At 59.4% G+C, this 19,016-nt stretch carries 18 protein-coding genes; 9 read left to right on the plus strand and 9 right to left on the minus strand.

What is annotated here, in order from left to right; translation table 11 throughout:
• Nucleotides 1–74 precede the first annotated feature (74 nt).
• Nucleotides 75–536 carry a pyridoxamine 5'-phosphate oxidase family protein gene (locus tag GJR99_RS11705; protein WP_151112351.1) on the minus strand — a complete coding sequence of 154 codons (462 nt, stop codon included), beginning with the start codon at nucleotides 534–536 and terminating at the stop codon, nucleotides 75–77.
• 107 nt (nucleotides 537–643) lie between these two features.
• Between GJR99_RS11705 and arcS the strand changes: the two genes are divergently transcribed.
• From arcS to GJR99_RS11730, 5 genes are all read left to right on the plus strand, one after another.
• Nucleotides 644–2,401 carry an archaeosine synthase subunit alpha gene (arcS, locus tag GJR99_RS11710; RefSeq protein ID WP_151112354.1) on the plus strand — a complete coding sequence of 586 codons (1,758 nt, stop codon included), beginning with the start codon at nucleotides 644–646 and terminating at the stop codon, nucleotides 2,399–2,401.
• Nucleotides 2,402–2,565: 164 nt separating this feature from the next.
• Entirely contained in the window at nucleotides 2,566–2,835 is a 270-nt protein-coding gene (locus GJR99_RS11715) for a hypothetical protein (RefSeq protein WP_151112356.1), read from the plus strand.
• A gap of 101 nt (nucleotides 2,836–2,936) precedes the next feature.
• Entirely contained in the window at nucleotides 2,937–3,248 is a 312-nt protein-coding gene (locus GJR99_RS11720) for a helix-turn-helix domain-containing protein (protein WP_151112358.1), read from the plus strand.
• 171 nt (nucleotides 3,249–3,419) lie between these two features.
• Nucleotides 3,420–3,812: a hypothetical protein gene (locus GJR99_RS11725; protein WP_151112360.1), complete on the plus strand. Its 393-nt coding sequence runs from the start codon at nucleotides 3,420–3,422 to the stop codon at nucleotides 3,810–3,812.
• A gap of 568 nt (nucleotides 3,813–4,380) precedes the next feature.
• Entirely contained in the window at nucleotides 4,381–5,298 is a 918-nt protein-coding gene (locus tag GJR99_RS11730; RefSeq protein ID WP_151112362.1) for a DUF7504 family protein, read from the plus strand.
• 15 nt (nucleotides 5,299–5,313) lie between these two features.
• Here GJR99_RS11730 and GJR99_RS11735 read toward each other — a convergent pair whose 3' ends face one another.
• Entirely contained in the window at nucleotides 5,314–6,399 is a 1,086-nt protein-coding gene (locus GJR99_RS11735; RefSeq protein WP_151112364.1) for a hypothetical protein, read from the minus strand.
• A 117-nt stretch (nucleotides 6,400–6,516) separates the two neighbouring features.
• Between GJR99_RS11735 and GJR99_RS11740 the strand changes: the two genes are divergently transcribed.
• Nucleotides 6,517–7,539 (plus strand): DUF5305 domain-containing protein, encoded by a 1,023-nt coding sequence (locus GJR99_RS11740; RefSeq protein ID WP_151112366.1) that lies wholly within the window; start codon nucleotides 6,517–6,519, stop codon nucleotides 7,537–7,539.
• A gap of 180 nt (nucleotides 7,540–7,719) precedes the next feature.
• Here the strand turns inward: GJR99_RS11740 and GJR99_RS11745 are convergent, their stop codons facing one another.
• From GJR99_RS11745 to GJR99_RS11760, 4 genes are all read right to left on the minus strand, one after another.
• Complete coding sequence (locus tag GJR99_RS11745; RefSeq protein ID WP_151112368.1) at nucleotides 7,720–8,292, minus strand: DUF7344 domain-containing protein; 573 nt, start codon at nucleotides 8,290–8,292, stop codon at nucleotides 7,720–7,722.
• Nucleotides 8,293–8,363: 71 nt separating this feature from the next.
• The gene (locus tag GJR99_RS11750; protein WP_225317623.1) at nucleotides 8,364–8,951 is read right to left on the minus strand and encodes a hypothetical protein; all 588 of its coding nucleotides are present in this window, start codon (nucleotides 8,949–8,951) and stop codon (nucleotides 8,364–8,366) included.
• 61 nt (nucleotides 8,952–9,012) lie between these two features.
• Nucleotides 9,013–9,672 carry a hypothetical protein gene (locus GJR99_RS11755; protein WP_151112372.1) on the minus strand — a complete coding sequence of 220 codons (660 nt, stop codon included), beginning with the start codon at nucleotides 9,670–9,672 and terminating at the stop codon, nucleotides 9,013–9,015.
• Nucleotides 9,673–9,731: 59 nt separating this feature from the next.
• Complete coding sequence (locus tag GJR99_RS11760; RefSeq protein ID WP_151112374.1) at nucleotides 9,732–10,316, minus strand: hypothetical protein; 585 nt, start codon at nucleotides 10,314–10,316, stop codon at nucleotides 9,732–9,734.
• Between the two features lie 330 nt (nucleotides 10,317–10,646).
• Here GJR99_RS11760 and GJR99_RS11765 point away from each other — a divergent pair, with 330 nt between their 5' ends.
• Nucleotides 10,647–11,774: a signal peptidase I gene (locus GJR99_RS11765; RefSeq protein ID WP_225317663.1), complete on the plus strand. Its 1,128-nt coding sequence runs from the start codon at nucleotides 10,647–10,649 to the stop codon at nucleotides 11,772–11,774.
• Between the two features lie 20 nt (nucleotides 11,775–11,794).
• Here GJR99_RS11765 and GJR99_RS11770 read toward each other — a convergent pair whose 3' ends face one another.
• The 3 genes from GJR99_RS11770 to GJR99_RS11780 all read right to left on the minus strand — a co-directional run bounded on the left by GJR99_RS11770 (nucleotide 11,795) and on the right by GJR99_RS11780 (nucleotide 14,457).
• The gene (locus tag GJR99_RS11770) at nucleotides 11,795–12,379 is read right to left on the minus strand and encodes a hypothetical protein (protein WP_151112378.1); all 585 of its coding nucleotides are present in this window, start codon (nucleotides 12,377–12,379) and stop codon (nucleotides 11,795–11,797) included.
• A 220-nt stretch (nucleotides 12,380–12,599) separates the two neighbouring features.
• Entirely contained in the window at nucleotides 12,600–12,995 is a 396-nt protein-coding gene (locus tag GJR99_RS11775; RefSeq protein WP_151112380.1) for a histidine kinase, read from the minus strand.
• Between the two features lie 73 nt (nucleotides 12,996–13,068).
• Nucleotides 13,069–14,457, minus strand: a complete 1,389-nt coding sequence (locus GJR99_RS11780) for a hypothetical protein (protein ID WP_151112382.1) — start codon at nucleotides 14,455–14,457, stop codon at nucleotides 13,069–13,071.
• Nucleotides 14,458–15,823: 1,366 nt separating this feature from the next.
• Between GJR99_RS11780 and GJR99_RS11785 the strand changes: the two genes are divergently transcribed.
• A complete protein-coding gene (locus tag GJR99_RS11785) occupies nucleotides 15,824–18,301 on the plus strand; it encodes a CARDB domain-containing protein (protein WP_191967116.1) in 2,478 nt (825 codons plus the stop codon).
• Between the two features lie 71 nt (nucleotides 18,302–18,372).
• Entirely contained in the window at nucleotides 18,373–18,963 is a 591-nt protein-coding gene (locus GJR99_RS11790) for an acetyltransferase (RefSeq protein WP_151112384.1), read from the plus strand.
• The last annotated feature ends 53 nt before the right edge of the window (nucleotides 18,964–19,016 follow it).

Below are 19,016 nucleotides of genomic sequence, written 5' to 3' on the forward strand. Positions count from 1 at the left end.
TTTGTCGGCCCATGTACTGTCGTCATTTTGTCGGCCCATGTACTGTCGTCATTTTGTCGGCCCATGTACTGTCGTCATTTTTTCGAACGCATCCGACTCGTGTAGTCCCACGTGTGTAGTTTCGTGGGCCGCATCCGAATCGTCACTTCGTCGCGGTCGGGCGACAGCAGTCGCTGGGCGAGGGTGCTGTCGTCGCTTCCGAGGTATCGATGGACGAGTCGCTTCAGCAATCGCTTCTCGTCGTCTGGTTCGACCGTTGCAACGCCTCTCCCTCGGACGCCACGGTACGGCGGGTCGTTCGTCGATATCTCGAAGGCGACGTCGTCGTACGCGCGAAGAAAGCCGACCACGTCGGCGTCGGCAGACGTGGCACAGCGAAGTTCGGGCGTCTCTGGGTCCCACTCGTACCACAACGAGAGCATCCAGAGGTCGTCCGCCGGCGTTCGACACGACACCCTGACGGGCATCGTCGTCGTCGTGAGGAACTCGTCGACGCGGTCACGCGACCACGGACCGGATGGGGTAGGGGCGTCCATGGCGGGTCTTGGTGGCCCATCGGCTAAGTCGTGTAGGACCAGTGAGGAGTGGCGAGTCGCGCCCGCAGAAGGCAAGTTAATTGCCCGTCGGGGGCCGACGAATCGGTATGACCGACTACTTCGAGGTTCACGCGCGCGACGGCGCGGCCCGAATCGGGGAGTTGCGCCTCACCGATCCGGTGACGACGCCGGCGCTCGTGGACGACGTACTGGAGGACGCCGGAAGCCTCTGGGCGGCGGAACGCGAGCTGCCCGACGGGTCCGAAGACGTGCTGACCGTCCTCCCGCACCGCTCGCTCCCCGCCGGGAGTGCAGACGAGGTACGCGAGTCGTTCTCCGTGGATTACCCAGACGTCGACTATCCCTCTGTCGCCACCGTCACGGCCGACACCGCTGCGGACTACGGTGCTGACGCCTACATTCTCTCGGACGCACAGGGATTCATCGGCCACGCGCGTGGCTTCCGTGACGAGATTATCGAGGCGAAAGAGAACCTGCCGAGCGACGCCGCGCTCATGCTCTCGGGTGTCGCAACCCCTCGAAACGTCTCGCTTCTCGTCTACGCGGGTGTGGACCTCGTCGACGAGAAACGCGCCCGAGCACGCGGTCTCGAAGGGTTCTACCTCACGACCGACGGCGAATACTTCCTCGAGGACCTCGACGAATTCCCGTGTGCGTGTGCGGCCTGTCAGAAACCCGCGTCGGAGTTCACTCGTGGAGACGCTGCCGACCACAACGTCAACGCCCTCCGCGCGGAACTCGCTCGCGTCCGCCGACGCATCCGTGACGGCCGCCTCCGTGACTATATCGAGGGGCAGGCCCGCCACGACCAGTGGTTGACCGCCACATTCCGCCGATTCGACCAACAGTACTCGTACATGGAAGAGCGGATTCCAGTCATCCGAGATACGGAACTCACGGCGGCGTCCGAGGAGTCTATCGACCGCGTGGAGATTCAGCGATTTGCCGACCGCGTGACGACGCGGTACAAGAACCGCTTCGACAACCCGCTCGTCTTGCTCCCGTGTTCTGCCAAGAAACCCTACAGTGAGTCACAGAGCCACCGCCAGTTCCAGGAAGCGGTGCAGTACCGTGCACACATGGTGTCGATGACGTCGCCGATCGGCGTCGTCCCACAGGAACTGGAACTGACCTATCCGGCACAGCACTACGACTCGGTCGTCACCGGCGACTGGTCCGAAGACGAGAAATCGTTCGTCGCCGAGGTGCTTCGCCGGTATCTCTCCCGCAACGACTACCCGCGTATCATCGCCCACCTCCCGCCAGGGGCGTACACCGAAATCGTCGAACGGGTCGCAGACGACCTCGACCTCGACGTCGAGTACACCGTCTCCGAGCACCCGACGACGACCGAATCCATCGGGAACCTGATGCGGACGCTCGACGGCGAACCCAAGTTCACTCGCGAGGAACGCGAGCACAACGTCGTGAAAGCCATCGCCGACTACCAACTCGGACCAGGCGCGGGCGACGCACTCTTCGAGGACGTGGAACTGGAGATGACGAGTCGCTACCCCAAACTGCAAGTTTGGAACGGTGAAGGTGAGCAGTTGGCGACGATGGTGCCGCAGTACGGTGTCATCTCGTTCACGCTAGAAGGGGCGAAAGTCTGGCGTGACAGCGACGCGCCGACGAAGACGGTCGAAATCGACGGGTTCGTTCCGCACGGGTCGGTTCTCGCACCGGGTGTCGTGAACGCAGACACCGACATCCGACCGGGCGACGAAGTCATCGTCGATGGGCCCAAGGCGTTCGCAATCGGCCGCGCGGAGATGAGCGGTGCAGAGATGGTCGAATCGACACGCGGTATCGGCGTCGAGATTCGACACGTCGAAGAGAAGTAACTCACCCTCTCGACCGCCTGCCGAATCACGGTCGTACTTCGGTGAGACGTGGACTGGACGGCGCTTCTGGAGTGTTCTGATGCGACTCTGAACAGTATTGTACACTCGAAGAACCATCCACATTGTCTAATTTTAAATACTATTCCGAACAAACATTTTGTGCGATGGTTGAACAAGAGGGGGACTCTGGGGGGCTCGACGAGCTCCCCGACGACGGGTCGATAGATTGGGCAATCACTCGGGCACTGTTGGCTGCGAACGACGCGACGTCGGCAGCACTCGAGATGCATCTCGTACAGACACAGTACCGTGGGGACGATGGGTCGAACTCGGCAGCGATACGGCAACACATCGACGAGGCGATCGAGCACCACGAACAGATTATCGAAGACCTTCGGTTCGCTCGTGAGGCTGTCGACCACAGAAGCACGTGAAACACAGTATCGGTTTAGAATTGATTGGTTCCCTCCGCTGTCGCCCAAATCCTCACGATAGTGTGGGGTGTTTATTTAACACGTAACACAAACAACTTAACATGAAGTTGGCCGTCCCGACTGACTTTGATATACTCGAGGCGCTCTCCGATGGGAGGCGGAACACCGCTGTAAACCTCTCGTATATCCTCGACAAGAACCGTTCGTACATCAACACACGTCTGCCGATTCTCGCAGACTACGGACTCTTGGACCGAGTCGGGCCCGCTCCGAAGTCCGGATTGTACGAAATTACCAGAAAGGGAGAAGTCGTCGTCGAGAACCGCGAGAAGTACCGAGCTGACGGCGTCGATTTCGACGAACTCGTCGAGTCCGAACTCAGGGCACGGACTGCCACCGACGAATCTGAATAGATACCGACGCGCCATACCGAAGGTCTGGGACGGCCTTCGGAGGCACCCCGGCGCGTTTCTCTTTCTCGTCGACTGCCACATGGTTTCAGCAGTCGTCGCCATCGGAGTGTAACCCACCCACTGGACAGTGACGTCGCCGCCTTTTTGCTATCCGGTCACTCACTGCACGGTATGGCTGTCGAAGAACTCTCTCTCGGTGTCCCGAAGCCCATCATCGACTCGTTGCCAGAGTCGGATGGCGCGGCCGCACAGGATATGCAGAAGGCCGTTCACGGCCTCGAAACTCGCTTGAACCGCGCGATTACGAACGCCGAATCAGAGTCGGAGGCCGCGGAGTACGTCGTAGACGCCATCGAGCGACTCGAAGACCACTACCAGAAGTACGACGAGTTCGTCCCGGAACTTCGGGCGTGGGGACAGTCGCCGATTTACGCCATCGCGTGGCGGAATCTGCAGGCCGACCTCATCTTACAACTCCAGGAGTACGACTGGTTGAAACCGCACGTCGACCGTGAGCGGAACTTCCGACTGGTCGACGACGGTATCCGGTTCGGGAAGCGCTGAGTCTCCTCGCCTACACCCAACTGCAAACCGTCGGACGTCTCGACTCGCGTCTACATCACTTTTGTAGCTGGACAGTATTGTTCTCTATTGAATTACTGCTTGGCTTCGAACTCGTTCTAAAACACGAGTTTGAACGCTTTAGAATGCTTAGATTGTTGTCTGAGCCCGTGATGGAGTCAGCAAATCTGGCCGTAATGTAATTTTTTGTGGTTCATGTATGAGTGGGCGAATTTGGTTCCCACTCCAACCATAGAAATATACTTGGCGGCGAAACCATCCGTTATATTTGTGGAAAATTGCGGTGGTTCAATATCGTGTCTGCAAATAGTATTGCGAAAAAATGGAACTTCTACTCCTCGTCTACACCCACCATCTCCGTTTACACTGTGGGGTGGTCGTCCCCACGAGACAGTGTTCCGTCGTCGCTCGACGACTCGGTTCTAGAGAGTGCTCACCGTCCACACTGAACTGCAACACGATTCCGCTGTACACCTCGGTACTCCGGTATCTGCTCACTCAGACGTGTCCACACGCCAAGATTTAATTACGTTGTCAGTCTCTATCAGCTATGGACGAACACGACGAGACGGAGTCACACGTATCGTCTGACTCCGACGAGGGGGACTCGTCGTCACTTGCAAAGCTGGCCGAGTCGGTTCCATCAGTCTCGGTTGCAACCGAACAGTCCCACGGAGATATCGCTAGCGACGACACGCACGGGACCGGTGAGTCGTCTCAGTCGACGTCGCTTTCGGAGCTCGCACAATCGATTCGCGGCAAGCGGACAGCCACGAACGAACGCGCCGATGGTGACCAGTCATCGACAGAGTGGGGGTTCGACGACAGTGAACGCGACCCCTTCGATGCGGACGTCGAACTCGATTCGGAAGCAGCAGCGGTCGTAGACAGCGTCAAAGACGAGGCGGCCATCTTGCTCGTCGGCCCGAGTGAGTGCCAGATGGTACGTGTACTCTGTCGACAGTTGATGACACCGAAGCCGGGGTCGACGAATCACCGCCAACTGCTGGTGTCGGCCGATACTCACTTGCAGCAACAGCGCGAAATCCTCCGACGTATTCGGCACGAATCGGTCGATTCACAGGTTCTCGTCGACGCACAATCGTACACTACCTCGAACACCGTCGACGACTACGACGAGATGGTGAGAGTACTGAACGTCCCAACGGCGCGAGACGTCCGTCGAATCGGAATTCTGACCACGAAAGTACTGACCGAGTGGGCTGACACCGAGACGCCGAGCACCGTCTGCCTTCACACGTTGTCGGGCCTCCTCGACGCTGTCGACGATGCCGAACGAGTCTTCCGATTCGTCCACCTCCTCCAGGAACGAATTCGTGCGTCGAGTGCTCGGGGACTCTTCTATCTCGACCCAGCGCGCCACGACGAACAGACGATTCGGACGTTCTTTTCGCTGTTCGATACGATACTGGAATACGACGTCGATGGGTCACTCGAGTCGCTGTGAGTGGGTTCGAGTGGTCTACGTGAGCCACTGAAATTCGGTTTCGTCCGGTGACGTCCCGGCCGACTCGTCTCCATCTTGGGGCGTTGGTTGTCCCGACTCTCCACTTGACTCACCTGTATCTGTCTGGCGGTCGGTTTCGTCAGGCCTCACCTCGTTGGATGCCGATTGTTCGTCTTTTTCTTCTTCTTCTTTTTCTTCGTTGGCCGTCGCAACCGGCTCAGTCTCGTCGTCACGGTGTGTCGTTGGGCGTTCGTCGAGTGACGACCCTGATTGTACTTTCGGGGATGGCGACGCAGTCGCTCCTGTCCTGGTCGTCGCCGTGTACGACGTGAAGACGAACCAGTTCGTCTCTTTGTTCACACCGGTCAGCTGTCGGTCGCAGTTCGGACAGTTCGGAGTCGTCAGCAGTGCGAAGTCGAGAGACTCCCCACACTGCTCACAGTCGGCTATGTACGTCCCGAGGTCACGCGCTTCTTCCTTGATTCGACGGAGTTTGTCGTGCTCAGCCCGGAGTTGTCGAATCTCTGCGCGGTACTGTGTCTGCATATCGGAAATCCGAGTGTCGCGTTCGTCGCCTCCCCGAACGAGATAGTCGAGAATCGTCTGCAGATGGTCGAACTCGTCGTCCATCCGGTCGTGGAGACGGTCTTGTTCTGTTTCGAGTGTGGACCTGACCGCTTCGACTGTCTCGGCGAGTTCGTCGACCGACCCCTGTGTTGCTTCGACTTCTTCCAGTCTGTCTGCGAGTGACTGCACCGATTCGAAGAGCTCGGCACGCCGACGTGACGCTGCCTCGAGTTCTGTCTGGAGTGCTTCGACGGTGTCGAGTACCTCGTTGCGTTCGGATTCGGTCACGGTCACACCCCTGTGTCGTTCGCCTGCGTCCCAGTGGTCGTTCGTTCCCTGTTCGCCCGTCTGCGGTGTGTGTTTCTTCTCTCCCAACACCTGTGTAATCTGTTCGAGCGTCCAGTACGAGTCGAGTAACTGTTCCAGAACGTGTTCCCGAGAACTATCTCGCTCGCTCGCTTTCTGTGCGACCCACTCTTCGAACGTCGACGTAGCGACCTCTCGGTCACGTCGCTCTGGCGACTCGTTTGACATCCTTTGACACTCTCAATGCTGTGATATTCCCAACTCTAGGACAAAAGTTTTGTTGACTGTTGACAATATCGACTCGCATGGCTTTGCCTCGTCTGGAACCATCCACGCTCACCCACAATGGCGCTTGAAGACCGTCTCGAACTGTTCGTCACACAGCATGCGCGCCCGCTCGTCGCGCTCTTCGCAGTCGCAGGCATCCTCTGTCTCGTCGGCGCAGGCTACATCTTCTTCACACCGACGACACAGACTGTCTCGGAGGAGGTCAACGTCCAGACCATCGAATCGGCAGTCGAGACGAGTGCCGTCGTCACGGGTGAGTCTTCGCTGTACGACCGTGGGGAGACCCTCGAAAACCGGTCTGCATACTTCATCTCCGCGGCACCGGTCCTCTCGTTTCACGTCCAGACGGACGTTCCGTCGGACCAGCCCGTAACGGTCTCCCAGCAACTCACGATGGAGACAGTCGGTGTTCGAGATGGCGAGCCGTTTTATCGGTCTGCGGAGACGCTTCTCGAAGAACAGCGGCGTGTTTCGAACGGCAGTGTCGTTGCGGTCCGGTCGATAAACGTCTCTGAGATACGAGACGAACTCCAGACGAAGCGCGCCGAGACGGACGGAATCGGTCGGTTCCGCGTCCGTCTCCAACTGAACGTCACGTACCAGACTGACTCGTACGAAGGGACGATTACGACGAGCGCACCGTTCGTCATCTCCGGGCAAGCGTACTATCTCGATGGGTCGGTTGCCGATTCGAAGACACACTCGACGGCAGTCCAACGGGCGGTTCCACAACCGGCCAACCCACTCGAATACGGTGGTCTGACACTGCTTGCTCTCGTGTCGTTCGGACTCTGTGGGTTCGTCATCCGGACCGAAGACACCACCGACCCCGAAGCGCTTCGGACCCGAATCTCTCACAGCAGACACGACGAGTGGATTTCGGAAGGTGAGTTCCCGACCGAATCCGAAAAACAGTACATCTCGATTCGGACGTTGGCGGACCTCGTCGACGTGGCGATCGACACCAACCGGCGCGTCATCTACGACCCGGACATCGACGTGTACGCCGTCATCGACGGAAGTGAGATTTACTACTACTCGACCGACGACCTTCATGCTCGTGCGTGGTTGAACCTCTGAACGCACCCAGTCGTCGGACTCCCTGACCCGCTAGCTGCCACCCGTATTTCTGAACCGGCCTCTCAGTACTCTACGTCTGCTCACCGTTCGAGGAGACGCTCGAACCACTCTCACAACCCACTTTTCACGGTGGCTCTCTCACAACCCACTTTTCACGGTGGCTCTCTCACAACCCGCTTTTCACGGTGGTTGGTCGAAGTTCTCGAACCGATATCGGCGATTGGTCAGTGAGTGATACGTCGCGGACACGGTGAACGCCGCGACGATTACTGTCGGATAGGTCAACGCTGGAATCGCGCCGGTCGGAAGGACGCCCGCCCAAAGTCCAGCGACCACGACACACGACAGAAGCGAGAGTCCGAGGTAGTACACGCCCCACGGAATCGAGTTCTCCGGCACGATGTCGAGGTAGATATCGAGTCGCTCGGTTCGTTCTGTCAGTTCGACTTCTCCGTCGTCGTAGGTGATGATACCAGCACGCTCGAGTCGGGGGAGATGCGTCTGCTGGAGTGAGGTGTACACTGTCTTTCGCTCCGCCGACCCGAGTTCGTCGATCGTTTTGTCTTTCTCCCACGCAGCAACCTGTTCGGCGAGGTCCGAGAGTGTGATCGGTTCGTTCTCCCGTTTGCAGTGGTGGATGATGTACCGTCGTCGGTGGTTGCTCATGAGGTCGAAGATTTCGTCTTTCGGAAGACTCCCCTCCTCTGTGGGTGTGTCTCTCCTGAGCAACCCCCCTGCACCGCTCTTACCCATTTGTCATTTGAGTGTATTATCTGGGTGTATATATTTTCTCGCACGGACGACACTCTGTCCGTGTGTGATGGTTACGAATCGGGCCACTCCGTATGGATTCGAAGTGTCACGTTGTAGTCGTCGGGGTTTGGGAGGTTTTCGAGCGTCTGGCCTTCTCCAGTCGGGACAAGATCGACCTGTAGTCCAAATGGAACCGCCTCGCCGGGTTCGAGGACGCTATCGGCGACAGAGTCTGCAAGACTCACGGCAAGGAGATTCTCCCCGGACGTCCCCGTCGAATCGAGTGTCTCGTCCGCTGTGGTCACCTGCAGTGCTGCCTCGACTGCGCCGAGTGTCTCTGCTGAGAGACTGTCACTCGTCGCCTCGAACGAGAAGTAGACTCCCGAGAGAGCCTCTGTCGATACGTTTGTGAGGAGGACGATGTCTTCGAAGCGCGTCACTGCACGCGTGTTGAGGCCGCCGTTTCCACCACCCGGTGTGATGGCACTCACGCTCCCGTCTGTGTCCGTTTGGACGTGAACTGGTGGGTCGTTCACCGGGGTCAACTCGATGTCGCCACCGCCCGTGTCGACGACGCGGAACGACGCGTCTGAAGACGACTGCACGACCCCCGCTGCCCCTTCCCCAGCGATACCACCGACGACGAAGAGATTGCCCATTGCGAAGAGTGTTTGACGACGTGTAGGCATGTGGGCACCGAGATTGGGAGTTGGTGGAGTGCTACTGTTGGTTTGCGACTGCGGTCACTTCGTCGATGAGGACGGCGTTCTCGCTGTCGCCGGTGAACGACCCGGAGACGAAGTTCGCGATACTATCTGTCTGTAGGACTTTCAGACCCACCGTCTCCGAGGTTCCTGCTTCGACCGAGACGTAGTTCATCGGGTCGTACTGTGCATCACCCCAGTCGGAGGAGACGGTCTTCGTCGTCGACGCCCCGTGTGTGAACTGGAACGCCTGGACGACGTCCGTCTTCGGGATACTTCCGTCGTCGACAGCAGCACCGAATCCCGTGTAGGTAAACCCAACGTCGTACCCCGTGCTGTCGGTGCTGTTGTTCGTGATTTTGAGGATGTCACCGAAATCGTGGTCCTGCGTCGCCGTGACCGCGACCTGTATCGTGACCATCTGCCCGCCGTTTCCACTTACTGTTGCCACGGGGAGGTCGTTCGGTTCGAGCGTCGCGAAGTCGATGGTCCCGTTCTTGACGACGTCCGCCCCCACCGAATCCGCAGGGTCGATTCGAACGTCTGCTCCCGGTGAGACGACGCGGAAACTCCCGTCGCTGTTGCTCGAGACGACGTCTACGGCGCCCATTCCGAGTGCTGTCCCGACTCCGAGAGAGAGTGTTCCAATTGCGGTGAGGACGTTTCGTCGTTTCATTGCGTTGTACTCATATTGACTGTAATCGGTTGCGTGTCGTTCGAATACTCCAGTGTGTACTACTGTGGCTCAGTTGCGACGATAGTGAGTTCGGGGTTGCTTACGGCAGTTCCACTGGTTATCGACGTGTCGACAGTGACGTTGACGTCCGTTGTGGCTGTGGAGGGGTCGCTCGCGGTGAGGGTCGATTCGAGTTCGACCGGGCCGTTGGGTATCTCGAACGTCACTTCAGCGAGATTGTCGGAATCGTCGGTAAGTGTAATCGTCGCGCTTCCGCTTCCATCGCTAGGCGTTTCGCTCACTCCCGAGGTCGAGAGGCCGACCAACGCGTTAGTCCCGTCTGCAGCGTTGTTGGTAATCGTGAGTACACCGTTGACTACCGTAATCGCGTCGTCGTTGAACCCTGCCGACGGACCTCCAAGGTCGATGGTGAGTTCGTTACTCCCCCCTGACTGATTGGCCATATCCGTGACGTAGTCGCCATCTCCATCGATGCCGATGTACGCACTTGCGTCGCCCGCTGTACTTACACTGACTGTCCGCGCGGCACTCACAGTACTGAACGCACCCGTCCCGATGAGTGCGCCGCCGCCACCAACAATCGCTCCGAGCCCGAGTAGTATGTTACGTCGATTGATTGCCATCTTGTTTTCTCCGTGACACAACGTCGTGTGTCGGTATGCTACCCGTAGAACCCTACCCACTTTGTATTCCTGTGCTTGAATACAGTTGCTGCAGTACCTGTCTCGTTCAAGCCCGCCTTTCCAGCGAGCCCACGTGGGTGCAGTCTATCGATTTTGTCAGAGAACGCTGTGTGCACGGTAGTGTCGCTCTGTCAACATCCCTCACTGGGTAACTACACCCACAGAAACCCTCACCGAACGCGAACTCGGTCTGACGTTGCATTTTATCACGACGACCAACGAAACGTTCACCAACGCGTGAAGCTCTCGGAGTTCGTCGAATACGCAGTGGTGGGGTTTCTCCTCGTAGCCGTCGTTGCACTTCTGTTTGGTCAGGCACTGGGACAGCCAATACTTCTCGGGTACGTCGAGACTGGGAGCATGGCACCGACCATAGAGTCCGGCGATGGGTTCGTCGCTGTACCGGCGGTGCTGACCAACTCACCAGAAGCTGGCGACGTCGTCGTCTTTCGGGCCGAGGAACTCCACGGTGGAGGATTGACGACCCATCGTGTGGTGAGACACACTCCCGAGGGGTACATCACCCGTGGAGACGCCAACCCGTTTACTGACCAAGACAACGTCGAACCACCGGTCAGAGAATCCCAAATCGTCGCCGAAGCACTCCTCCTGAACGGAGAGGTCGTCGTCGTTCCTGGCCTCGGAACCGGCGTACAAGCTCTCCAGGGTGCTGTCGGTGCTGTCTTCGGTGTCTTTGCTGGTATTCCTGGGCTCGAATCCCTCGTTCGGGGTGAGTTCTCACCGGCTCTCCTCGTCGGAATCGGTGGGTTACTCATCGTCTCGAGTCTCCTCGTGGACGTCCTCGGAACCAAGCGTCAGCCTGCGACGAGAAGTCGTCGTCGTCCAAACTACCTCTCAGTAGGCGTCGTACTACTCGTCCTCGTCGTCCTCGTCTCCGCACCTGCGACGATAAGTATGGTTCTCGGGTCTGGGACGACGGCAGTCGATATCGTCAGTTCGCAATCGCCGACCGAGAACCCCCTCGTCGTCGGTCCCGGTGAGTCGGCGACGGTCGACTACACCGTGACCAACGAGGGTCTCATCCCGATGATGACTGTGGTCGAGCCGGCACACCCAGACCTCACGTTCGGACAGAACGTCTTCGTCGTCGCCAGTCGAGAAGATGCCACGACGACGCTCACGATTCGTGCGCCGAAAGAGACGGGTGCCTATACTCGAGAGTTCACCGAACATCGGTACGTTCCGCTGTTGCCACAGTCACTCATCCTCGGACTACACGACATCCACCCGTGGGTTGCAATCTTCGGCATCGATCTCATCTTGGTCACGGGCGCGCTGGTTCTCGGTGTCGTCACACTTGGAGTGAGTCCCGTGCGGATGCGGACGAGCGGTCGAAATATCTCCGTCGTCGAACGACTCAAGCGTCGGTTCCTGTAAGGCGCGTTGTCTCAGTCCGATTAGTAGCCTGTGCCAACGTTTGCTGGTTGCCCGGTTCCGTTCGGTGGCCCCTGTGTTCCACTGCTACCGCCGCCGGCGCTGTTGTTGGCGGCGCTGTTGTTGGCGCCACCGTTGCTCCCGGTGCCAGTTCTGCGCGAGCAGTCGTACACAACGTCTGTCTCCAACGTCGCGTTCGAGACCGTCGCACCCGCGGTTTCTGCCACGACCGAGACAGCGAGTGTCGCGTTCGAGCTTCCGGGTTTGTTGGCACAACTGACCGTGATGGTCTCTCCACCACGACTGGGTATCTGTACCCCAGAAGACGAACTTGGGTCTACAGTCAACGATTTCGTCCCGACGGTCACATTGAATCGAACCAACGCCGCAGACTCGAGATTGTTCCGCAACGTCACGGTCGAATCGTTGGACCGAGTGACGAGCGTATCTGGACCTTCGAGCGCGACGAGCGCGTCTTCGTCCGCTGCGACGGAGACACTCACAGAACGGTCCCCCGCGATAGTGCTGTAGCTCCCCGTCGGAACGATGGCGAACATCATCCCGAGAGCGACGAATACCACTCCGGCGTGCCACAGCGTTCGTTTCATCGAATCATCGTCGGCGGCGTTATCTTACCGTTTGGTGTCAACCATCTTGTACACTTCGGGTGGGGTAACAAGGAGTCTCCATCCAAAAAGTGAGGGACCGAACCGTTTCGGTAGGGGATGTGGGGAACTACTCGGTATCACGTCTATTCGGCCTTGATGTGACTGCTGTATTAGTGTTATACCTTTGGACGTAACAGTACTTCAGGTCAGCCGACAGAACTCACTGTTGTTGGGTTTCGAGCCACTCGCTGGCGTCTCTCACGACGTCGAACAGTCCGTCTTTCGCAGGTTTCCCTGTGGGGAGTTCGACACTCCACGTCACCTTCGTCTGTATCGCTTGGAGGTTGACCATCGTCGATTGCAGGTTGGTCGCTAAGACGACCGGAACGGAGGCGTCGAATCTTCTCACGGCCTTCACAGTCGCGATGCCGTCGTACCTCGGCGGTGCGTGAAGACAGATGAACAACTGTGGCACCTGCGGTGCCATGGCCTCGACCACCTCGTGGTTCGAACTGAAGTATCGAACGTCGACGTCACTGTCGAGACTCGCTGTTCCGTCGGGGGGCGGTCCGTAGGCGAGAATCTGCGGAGTTACCTCTCCAGTGGTTTCTGACACGCACTCGTAGTTTGCCGGTGGGACGTTTGGTTCTTTCCCTCACGGAACCGCTCGCCGACCACGACAGGTGGACTCACGTGGAGTCGAGTGCTTCGACGGACAAATCGTACGTCGCGACGGCACCTTCGAGTGTCGCGTCGGAAAGCGTCGGTTCGGTGTCGAAGCGAGCGCTGGTAAAGCGGGCGGCCCCCCGGACGACGGTTTCGGTGAATCCGGCCGTTTCGGAGACGTAGGTGTACGCGAAGTCGAGTCCGCCATCGATTTCGACACCGAACTCGAGGGCCGTAATCGTACAGTCAGAGACGTCGACGTTGCCGTGTACCTGTACGCCGGTCCAGTACACCTCGCTGCCGAAGGACGTGTGCTTGCAGACGACCGATCCGCCGACTGTGGTCTCGACCAGTCGGAACGGTGCACTCGGTGTGAATCTCGCACCCGAGAACGAGACTGTCCCCGAGATGGCGGTTCGGACGAACGAGACGGTCCCACCGTCGAACTGCGCGTTCTGGAACGACAACCGTGTGCTGTCTACCGTCGCCGAATCGATGTACACCGGTGCGTCGAACCTCGCGTACGAACAGTCGACCGGGCCGGCAGTGGTCGTCAGTTCGGTGAAATCCACTTCGCCGTCGAACTGGCTACTCCTCGCGTCCACACCGCCGACGACGTCTAGGTGCCTCGCGTCGAACTCGCCTTTCACTCGGAGGTGTTCGAGCACGAGACCGTCTTCGACCGTCGCGTCCTGAAGACTCACGTCGCCATCGACGGTGCAATGAGAGACCGACAGCCGGCCGTCGTACACTGTCGCCCCGAGATCGAGTCGACCACCGACACGAGTGTGTGTGAGACGGACAGTGCCTCCGAAATTGGCTTGAGAGAGCCCGACCTGGTCGTCGACAGTTCCCTTCCTGAGTGAGACGTCTCCCTCGACGTGCGCTCGCCTCGCAACGAGCGAACTCACGTTGAGGCCAACTCCGTCGAGTCGGCCGTCGAGCGTCGCTTCAGAGAGCACCCAATCACCACCCGTTTGCACCTGCGGACACGAGACGTCCGCACTGGCGTCGAGTCGGTGCATGAACAGTCCACCGCCAACCGACGCGGCGTCGAGTCGAAGCGTGGGCTCGAGTGTCGCGTCGCGGAGGTCGATATCCTGACGGACGATGACGTCACGGAGGTCGATGGTCTCGTCACCACCGAGAATCTCGCCTGCGACGTCCAGCGATTCGAACTGTGCTCCGACGAACGTCGAGGGCCGCTCCGGGTCGTTGATTACCTCGACGAGTGCTGCGGCCGTTTCGTCGGCCCGCTTCTCGTCGATCGGTGCGTGAAATTGACAGTACTCCCGCTCGGCACTCGCTGGATGTGGACAGTTCCACACTGTCGGGTGGTCGCCCGCATCTGTGCCGTCTCGTTCGTCGTAACTGCATACGTGTTCGTATGCACAGCGAGGCACGTTCTCCACGACGTCTCTATTCGTGTCGCATCACAAATGTGTTTCCGTGTCGACGGGCGAAATCGACCGACCGAGGAGTGGGTGTAACGGCCATACAAGTGTTTTACCTACCCCCGCCTCACTTCTTCTCAGCCACTTTGGAATCACGTACCGAATATTGCCGCCGTCCCAACAAAATACAATACTCTTGTCTAAGTGAGTGGTGGAAGACGGCCCGTGCAAGCCCATTGATACGATATCACTATCGGCACGGGGTCTTCGTCTTCCAATCTGTCGACACGCGACCGTGTTGCCCCTGCCCAGAACTCCTCGCTCCGAATGTTTTATTACCGACAGTTCTGACGTTCACATGGTCAGGGATTCATTGGGTTTGGTGTTCCCCTCCCCCACAAGCACTGATCCATCCTGACCGCTTTTCGGACGATGGGCACGTTTGGGCCCGTCGACGTTCGGACGTCACTGTACCGATGAACCCTCGGTGGAACCGACCGGTGCTTCCTGAGTGCGCTGACTCTCCTCCCTGTGCTCCGTCTCGCAACGGGGTCTGGTTTCAGGAGGCTTGGGTTGGACTCCGACGACTGTGTTAAGGGCTGACACAATTCGTCTCTCTGGGTGGCACCACGTGCTCGTACAGTCGTACGGATGCCGTCTCCGACGCACTCGGCATCGTGCTAACTGCGTGACGAGGTGACGTCGAGGTCACGTCCAGTGTATCGGATGTTCGTACGCCTCGTTGGCCGTCGTCTAACCGAATTAAGTTCTTCCCAACTGATATTTCGTGATTCTCGGTTCAGTTGGTCCGGTAGAATTTCACAAACCCGACAGCTACCACAGAAGCGAACTGTTGCGCCGCAGTGACACGCTCTGTTAGTTATCATTAAACACTCGACGCGTCGACTCAGATCGTCCCGGGGTCTCCCAAATCGAACGGCGACGTTCTGCTACTGATGAACGTCAGTGCTGTGTGGAGTTCACGGTTCGGTGTACTACTGTTTGGCCAGACACAACGTCTCGTCTCACTGGAGGTTGTGTCGGCCTTCCTCGAGAGGTCTTTTGGGATGTCGAGATTTCTTCGCAGGTGTCGACTTGGCTCTCGATGCAGTCGACTCAGTACGTGTGCTTGGTGAATTCGACGTTTCGAGTGGCTACACCCACGGACTGCGTACAGATACTGTCGTGTCTGGAGGGTGGTCTGCACTGGACGTCTGGCGGTATTTTGTGTATAACGAACGTCCCCGAACGCGTCCTTCGAATATATCGACGATATGATTCCCCCCTCCACTTTCCGTACTTTGTTTTCCGGTTCGAACTGGCTCAGCAACGTGAGACGGTCGCGTAGTCAGTCGCCACGCCGTTCGACAGCAGAGGTGAGCTGATGGACGCCCTGAACCGCCTGGTCGTCGTGGTGGTGGCTCTCGCGGTCGTCTTCCCGACGATGACGATGGGTGTTGCTGTCGCCCAGTCGAGCGAGACGCCGGTCTTCGCGGTCAGCCAAGGCGGGATGTGCTACACCGTCGAAGCGCTCGGTGACGGGTCGACCAGCGTGGAACGGTTCTACGACTACCGAAACAACGAGACGTCGACGAGAGGGACGTTCTCGTCGTACGGGACGACGTACCTCCAAGAGAACCAAGTGAGTAACATCTTCTTCTACCACGGCTCACAGGGCGTCAGCCTCGTCTTCCTCCACGACAAACTCGGTGACCAACCATACGCCAGTACGGTGACGATGGATATCCGTGGCCTGCCTTCGGGTGAGTGGGCCGTCCAGGACGACTACTACGGCGGTGGGACGCAAGACGACGACTGGGTGCTCGGTGGGTCGAGTGCGACCATCGACTGGAAGTGGGCACAGAACCGAACCGATGGCGGTGCGTACCGCGGACTCGAGAATCTCCAGTCGGGTGAGACAGTGACGATTACACCCGGGTTCAACGAAAACGCGGCCCACTGGGGTGACTGGCCACGGAGCGGAGGCGACAACCGGATTACTGAATTCCGATTGGTCCACGGGAACGAGAGCACCGTCACACTCGACATGAACACGAAACTCACCATCGAGTCGGGACCGTGTGAGGTGCCAACTCCAACACCGACGCCAACGCCAACTCCAACGCCGACCCCGACGCCAACCCCAACGCCGACCCCAACGCCAACGCCAACTCCAACCCCGACACCGACACCAACGCCAACTCCAACACCAACTCCAACGCCAACGCCGACACCGACGCCAACACCAACGCCGACAGCGACGCCGACGCCAACTCCGACTCCGACAGCGACGCCAACCCCAACGCCAACACCGACGCCGACACCAACGCCAACACCGACGCCGACACCAACTCCAACCCCGACACCGACACCAACTCCAACCCCAACACCGACACCAACTCCAACCCCGACACCGGAGCCAACACCAACACCAACACCAACACCAACACCGACGCCAACCCCGACAGCGACGCCGACCCCAACGCCAACTCCAACACCGACCCCAACGCCAACTCCAACACCGACCCCAACGCCAACTCCAACGCCAACGCCGACACCGGAGCCAACGCCGGAGCAGAAACCACGTAGCTCAGGTGGAGGAAGTTCGGGCGGTGGAAGCTCCGGTGGGAGTGGAGGGAGTTACATCGAGCCATCGACCAGAATCGAGTCGACAGACGTGACGACGTCGCACGTTCGGTACGACGTGACCCGCGCCGAGGCAGGAGAACCAGTCGAGTTCGTCCTCCCATCGTCGGTGACCGGCGACGTCGGCATCGAACGGGGCACGGTTTCGGTCACCGTCTCTCGGGACACGTCGTACTCGCTCGACGTGCGGTCGTTCACCCAGAGACCGGAGGGTGTCGACTCCATCGACGACACTGACGACGTCCCGTTGTACCTGGATATCACCGGTGACGAGAAGATGAACCGGTCACTCGACACGGTCACCGTGGACCTCGCGCTGTCGAAGGCCGATATCGACGCCCGCGGGACGACTGCCGAGAACGTCGCCGTCTACCGATACCACGACGGGTCGTGGGAGCGCCTCGGGTCGACGGTGACCGACGACGAAACACAGTACCTGCTGCACGCGACTGCACCGGGAACGTCGTACTTCGCACTCGGCATCAGCCACCCCGTCGCGAGCGTGTCGAACGTCGCGGCCGTCTCGGACGTGACCGTCGGTGAGCCGACGACGATGACCGCCGACGTGACCAACACCGGCCACGCTAACGGGACTGTCACGGTCACCATGCGCGTCGACGGCGACGCCGTGTCCAACCAGTCCGTGTCACTCGCCCCTGGCGAGACGAAAGCCGTCTCGTTCGACTACCGATACGAGACACCCGGCACCTACACCGTCGAGCTCGGTGGCGAGCGTGTGGACGTGACGGTTCGTGGCGCGACCACGAACAGCAACAGCATCCAACTGACGGACGTGACCGCCGACGCGACGACGATCGGTCCGGGCGAGAGCGTCACGCTCATCGCGACGCTCCGAAACACTGGTGAGCGCGATGCAGAGACGACTGTCCAGTTCGGCGTGGTCGGTGGCGACACCGTGACCCGAACGGTCTCGGTCTCTGCTGGTGAGCGAGAAACCGTGACGTTCCAGCAACGACTCGACTCCCCCGGTGAGTACACGCTCACCGTCGACGACCAATCGTTCGACGTGACCGTCAAAGAAGGAGCCTCGAAGTTCGGAACGGACGACTCGAACGTGGACGAACAGCCCGGCCCCGAGCAGACTCCCGACGGACCGTTGGGCGTCGGATACGGCGTGGAAGTCGTCGGTGTGCTCGCCGTGGCCATCGTCGTCGTCGCGCTCGGTGTCCGCTGGGCGGTCCGCAGACGAGAGTGAATGGTGACGCTCGCTGTGGACTGTCCCGTTCGTGTCAAACACTTATCCGTGTGGGCGACTAGCATGATGTTATGAACGGTCCCAACGCGGTCGACGAATCGAGCTTCTACCTGGAGTACGAGATGCAGGTAGACGCGACGCGCGACGCCGTCGCGAAACTGGCTCGTGAAGTCCTGCAGTACGAGTGGGCCGACTACCTCCGTGCGTACCCGCCCGAAGGCCCCCAGACGTGGGAGCACCTCGACTCCGGCAAGCCGTGGGGTCGTGTGATGCCACAGGCGTGGGATATCGGACGGAGTCAGGGATTCGACCTCCACTTCGAGCACTACCCCGATTCGCGGGCGCTCGAACGTGGCCACCTCCGACTGGAGTTGCACTTAGAGGATGGCGTCCACGGCGACGCCGACTTCTCGGGTGACTCACCCTATGCGGCGCTTCGAGAGCGTCTCGTCGATGCCCTCGTGGACTTCACGAGTGGGTCGGACGAGGTGCCTCCGGGTGACTTCGGACGCGGACGGACGATTTGGGCGGCTGACTATCGCTTTACTGCTGGTGATACGGGTGCGTACTACGAGGCGCTTCGGAAGGCGCTTTCGGAGCACGCGGTGTTCGTGCCCGTCGTGACTGAGGCGCTGGAATCCCGGCTTGCTGAGCGGGAGTGAACGGCTCGGAATCCGGTCGCCCCGCGTTTACATGCCCGGGTGAGACGTCCCTT

Origin of the sequence: Haloferax marinum (genome assembly GCF_009674625.1) — an archaeon.
Classification (GTDB): domain Archaea; phylum Halobacteriota; class Halobacteria; order Halobacteriales; family Haloferacaceae; genus Haloferax; species Haloferax marinum.

What these genes read in the sequence shown, in the direction of transcription:
- GJR99_RS11705 (WP_151112351.1), bottom strand. Translation starts at nt 536, where the DNA reads ATGGACGCCCCTACCCCATCCGGTCCGTGGTCGCGTGACCGCGTCGAC.
- arcS (WP_151112354.1), top strand. Translation starts at nt 644, where the DNA reads ATGACCGACTACTTCGAGGTTCACGCGCGCGACGGCGCGGCCCGAATC.
- GJR99_RS11715 (WP_151112356.1), top strand. Translation starts at nt 2,566, where the DNA reads ATGGTTGAACAAGAGGGGGACTCTGGGGGGCTCGACGAGCTCCCCGAC.
- GJR99_RS11720 (WP_151112358.1), top strand. Translation starts at nt 2,937, where the DNA reads ATGAAGTTGGCCGTCCCGACTGACTTTGATATACTCGAGGCGCTCTCC.
- GJR99_RS11725 (WP_151112360.1), top strand. Translation starts at nt 3,420, where the DNA reads ATGGCTGTCGAAGAACTCTCTCTCGGTGTCCCGAAGCCCATCATCGAC.
- GJR99_RS11730 (WP_151112362.1), top strand. Translation starts at nt 4,381, where the DNA reads ATGGACGAACACGACGAGACGGAGTCACACGTATCGTCTGACTCCGAC.
- GJR99_RS11735 (WP_151112364.1), bottom strand. Translation starts at nt 6,399, where the DNA reads ATGTCAAACGAGTCGCCAGAGCGACGTGACCGAGAGGTCGCTACGTCG.
- GJR99_RS11740 (WP_151112366.1), top strand. Translation starts at nt 6,517, where the DNA reads ATGGCGCTTGAAGACCGTCTCGAACTGTTCGTCACACAGCATGCGCGC.
- GJR99_RS11745 (WP_151112368.1), bottom strand. Translation starts at nt 8,292, where the DNA reads ATGGGTAAGAGCGGTGCAGGGGGGTTGCTCAGGAGAGACACACCCACA.
- GJR99_RS11750 (WP_225317623.1), bottom strand. Translation starts at nt 8,951, where the DNA reads ATGGGCAATCTCTTCGTCGTCGGTGGTATCGCTGGGGAAGGGGCAGCG.
- GJR99_RS11755 (WP_151112372.1), bottom strand. Translation starts at nt 9,672, where the DNA reads ATGAAACGACGAAACGTCCTCACCGCAATTGGAACACTCTCTCTCGGA.
- GJR99_RS11760 (WP_151112374.1), bottom strand. Translation starts at nt 10,316, where the DNA reads ATGGCAATCAATCGACGTAACATACTACTCGGGCTCGGAGCGATTGTT.
- GJR99_RS11770 (WP_151112378.1), bottom strand. Translation starts at nt 12,379, where the DNA reads ATGAAACGAACGCTGTGGCACGCCGGAGTGGTATTCGTCGCTCTCGGG.
- GJR99_RS11785 (WP_191967116.1), top strand. Translation starts at nt 15,824, where the DNA reads ATGGACGCCCTGAACCGCCTGGTCGTCGTGGTGGTGGCTCTCGCGGTC.
- GJR99_RS11790 (WP_151112384.1), top strand. Translation starts at nt 18,373, where the DNA reads ATGAACGGTCCCAACGCGGTCGACGAATCGAGCTTCTACCTGGAGTAC.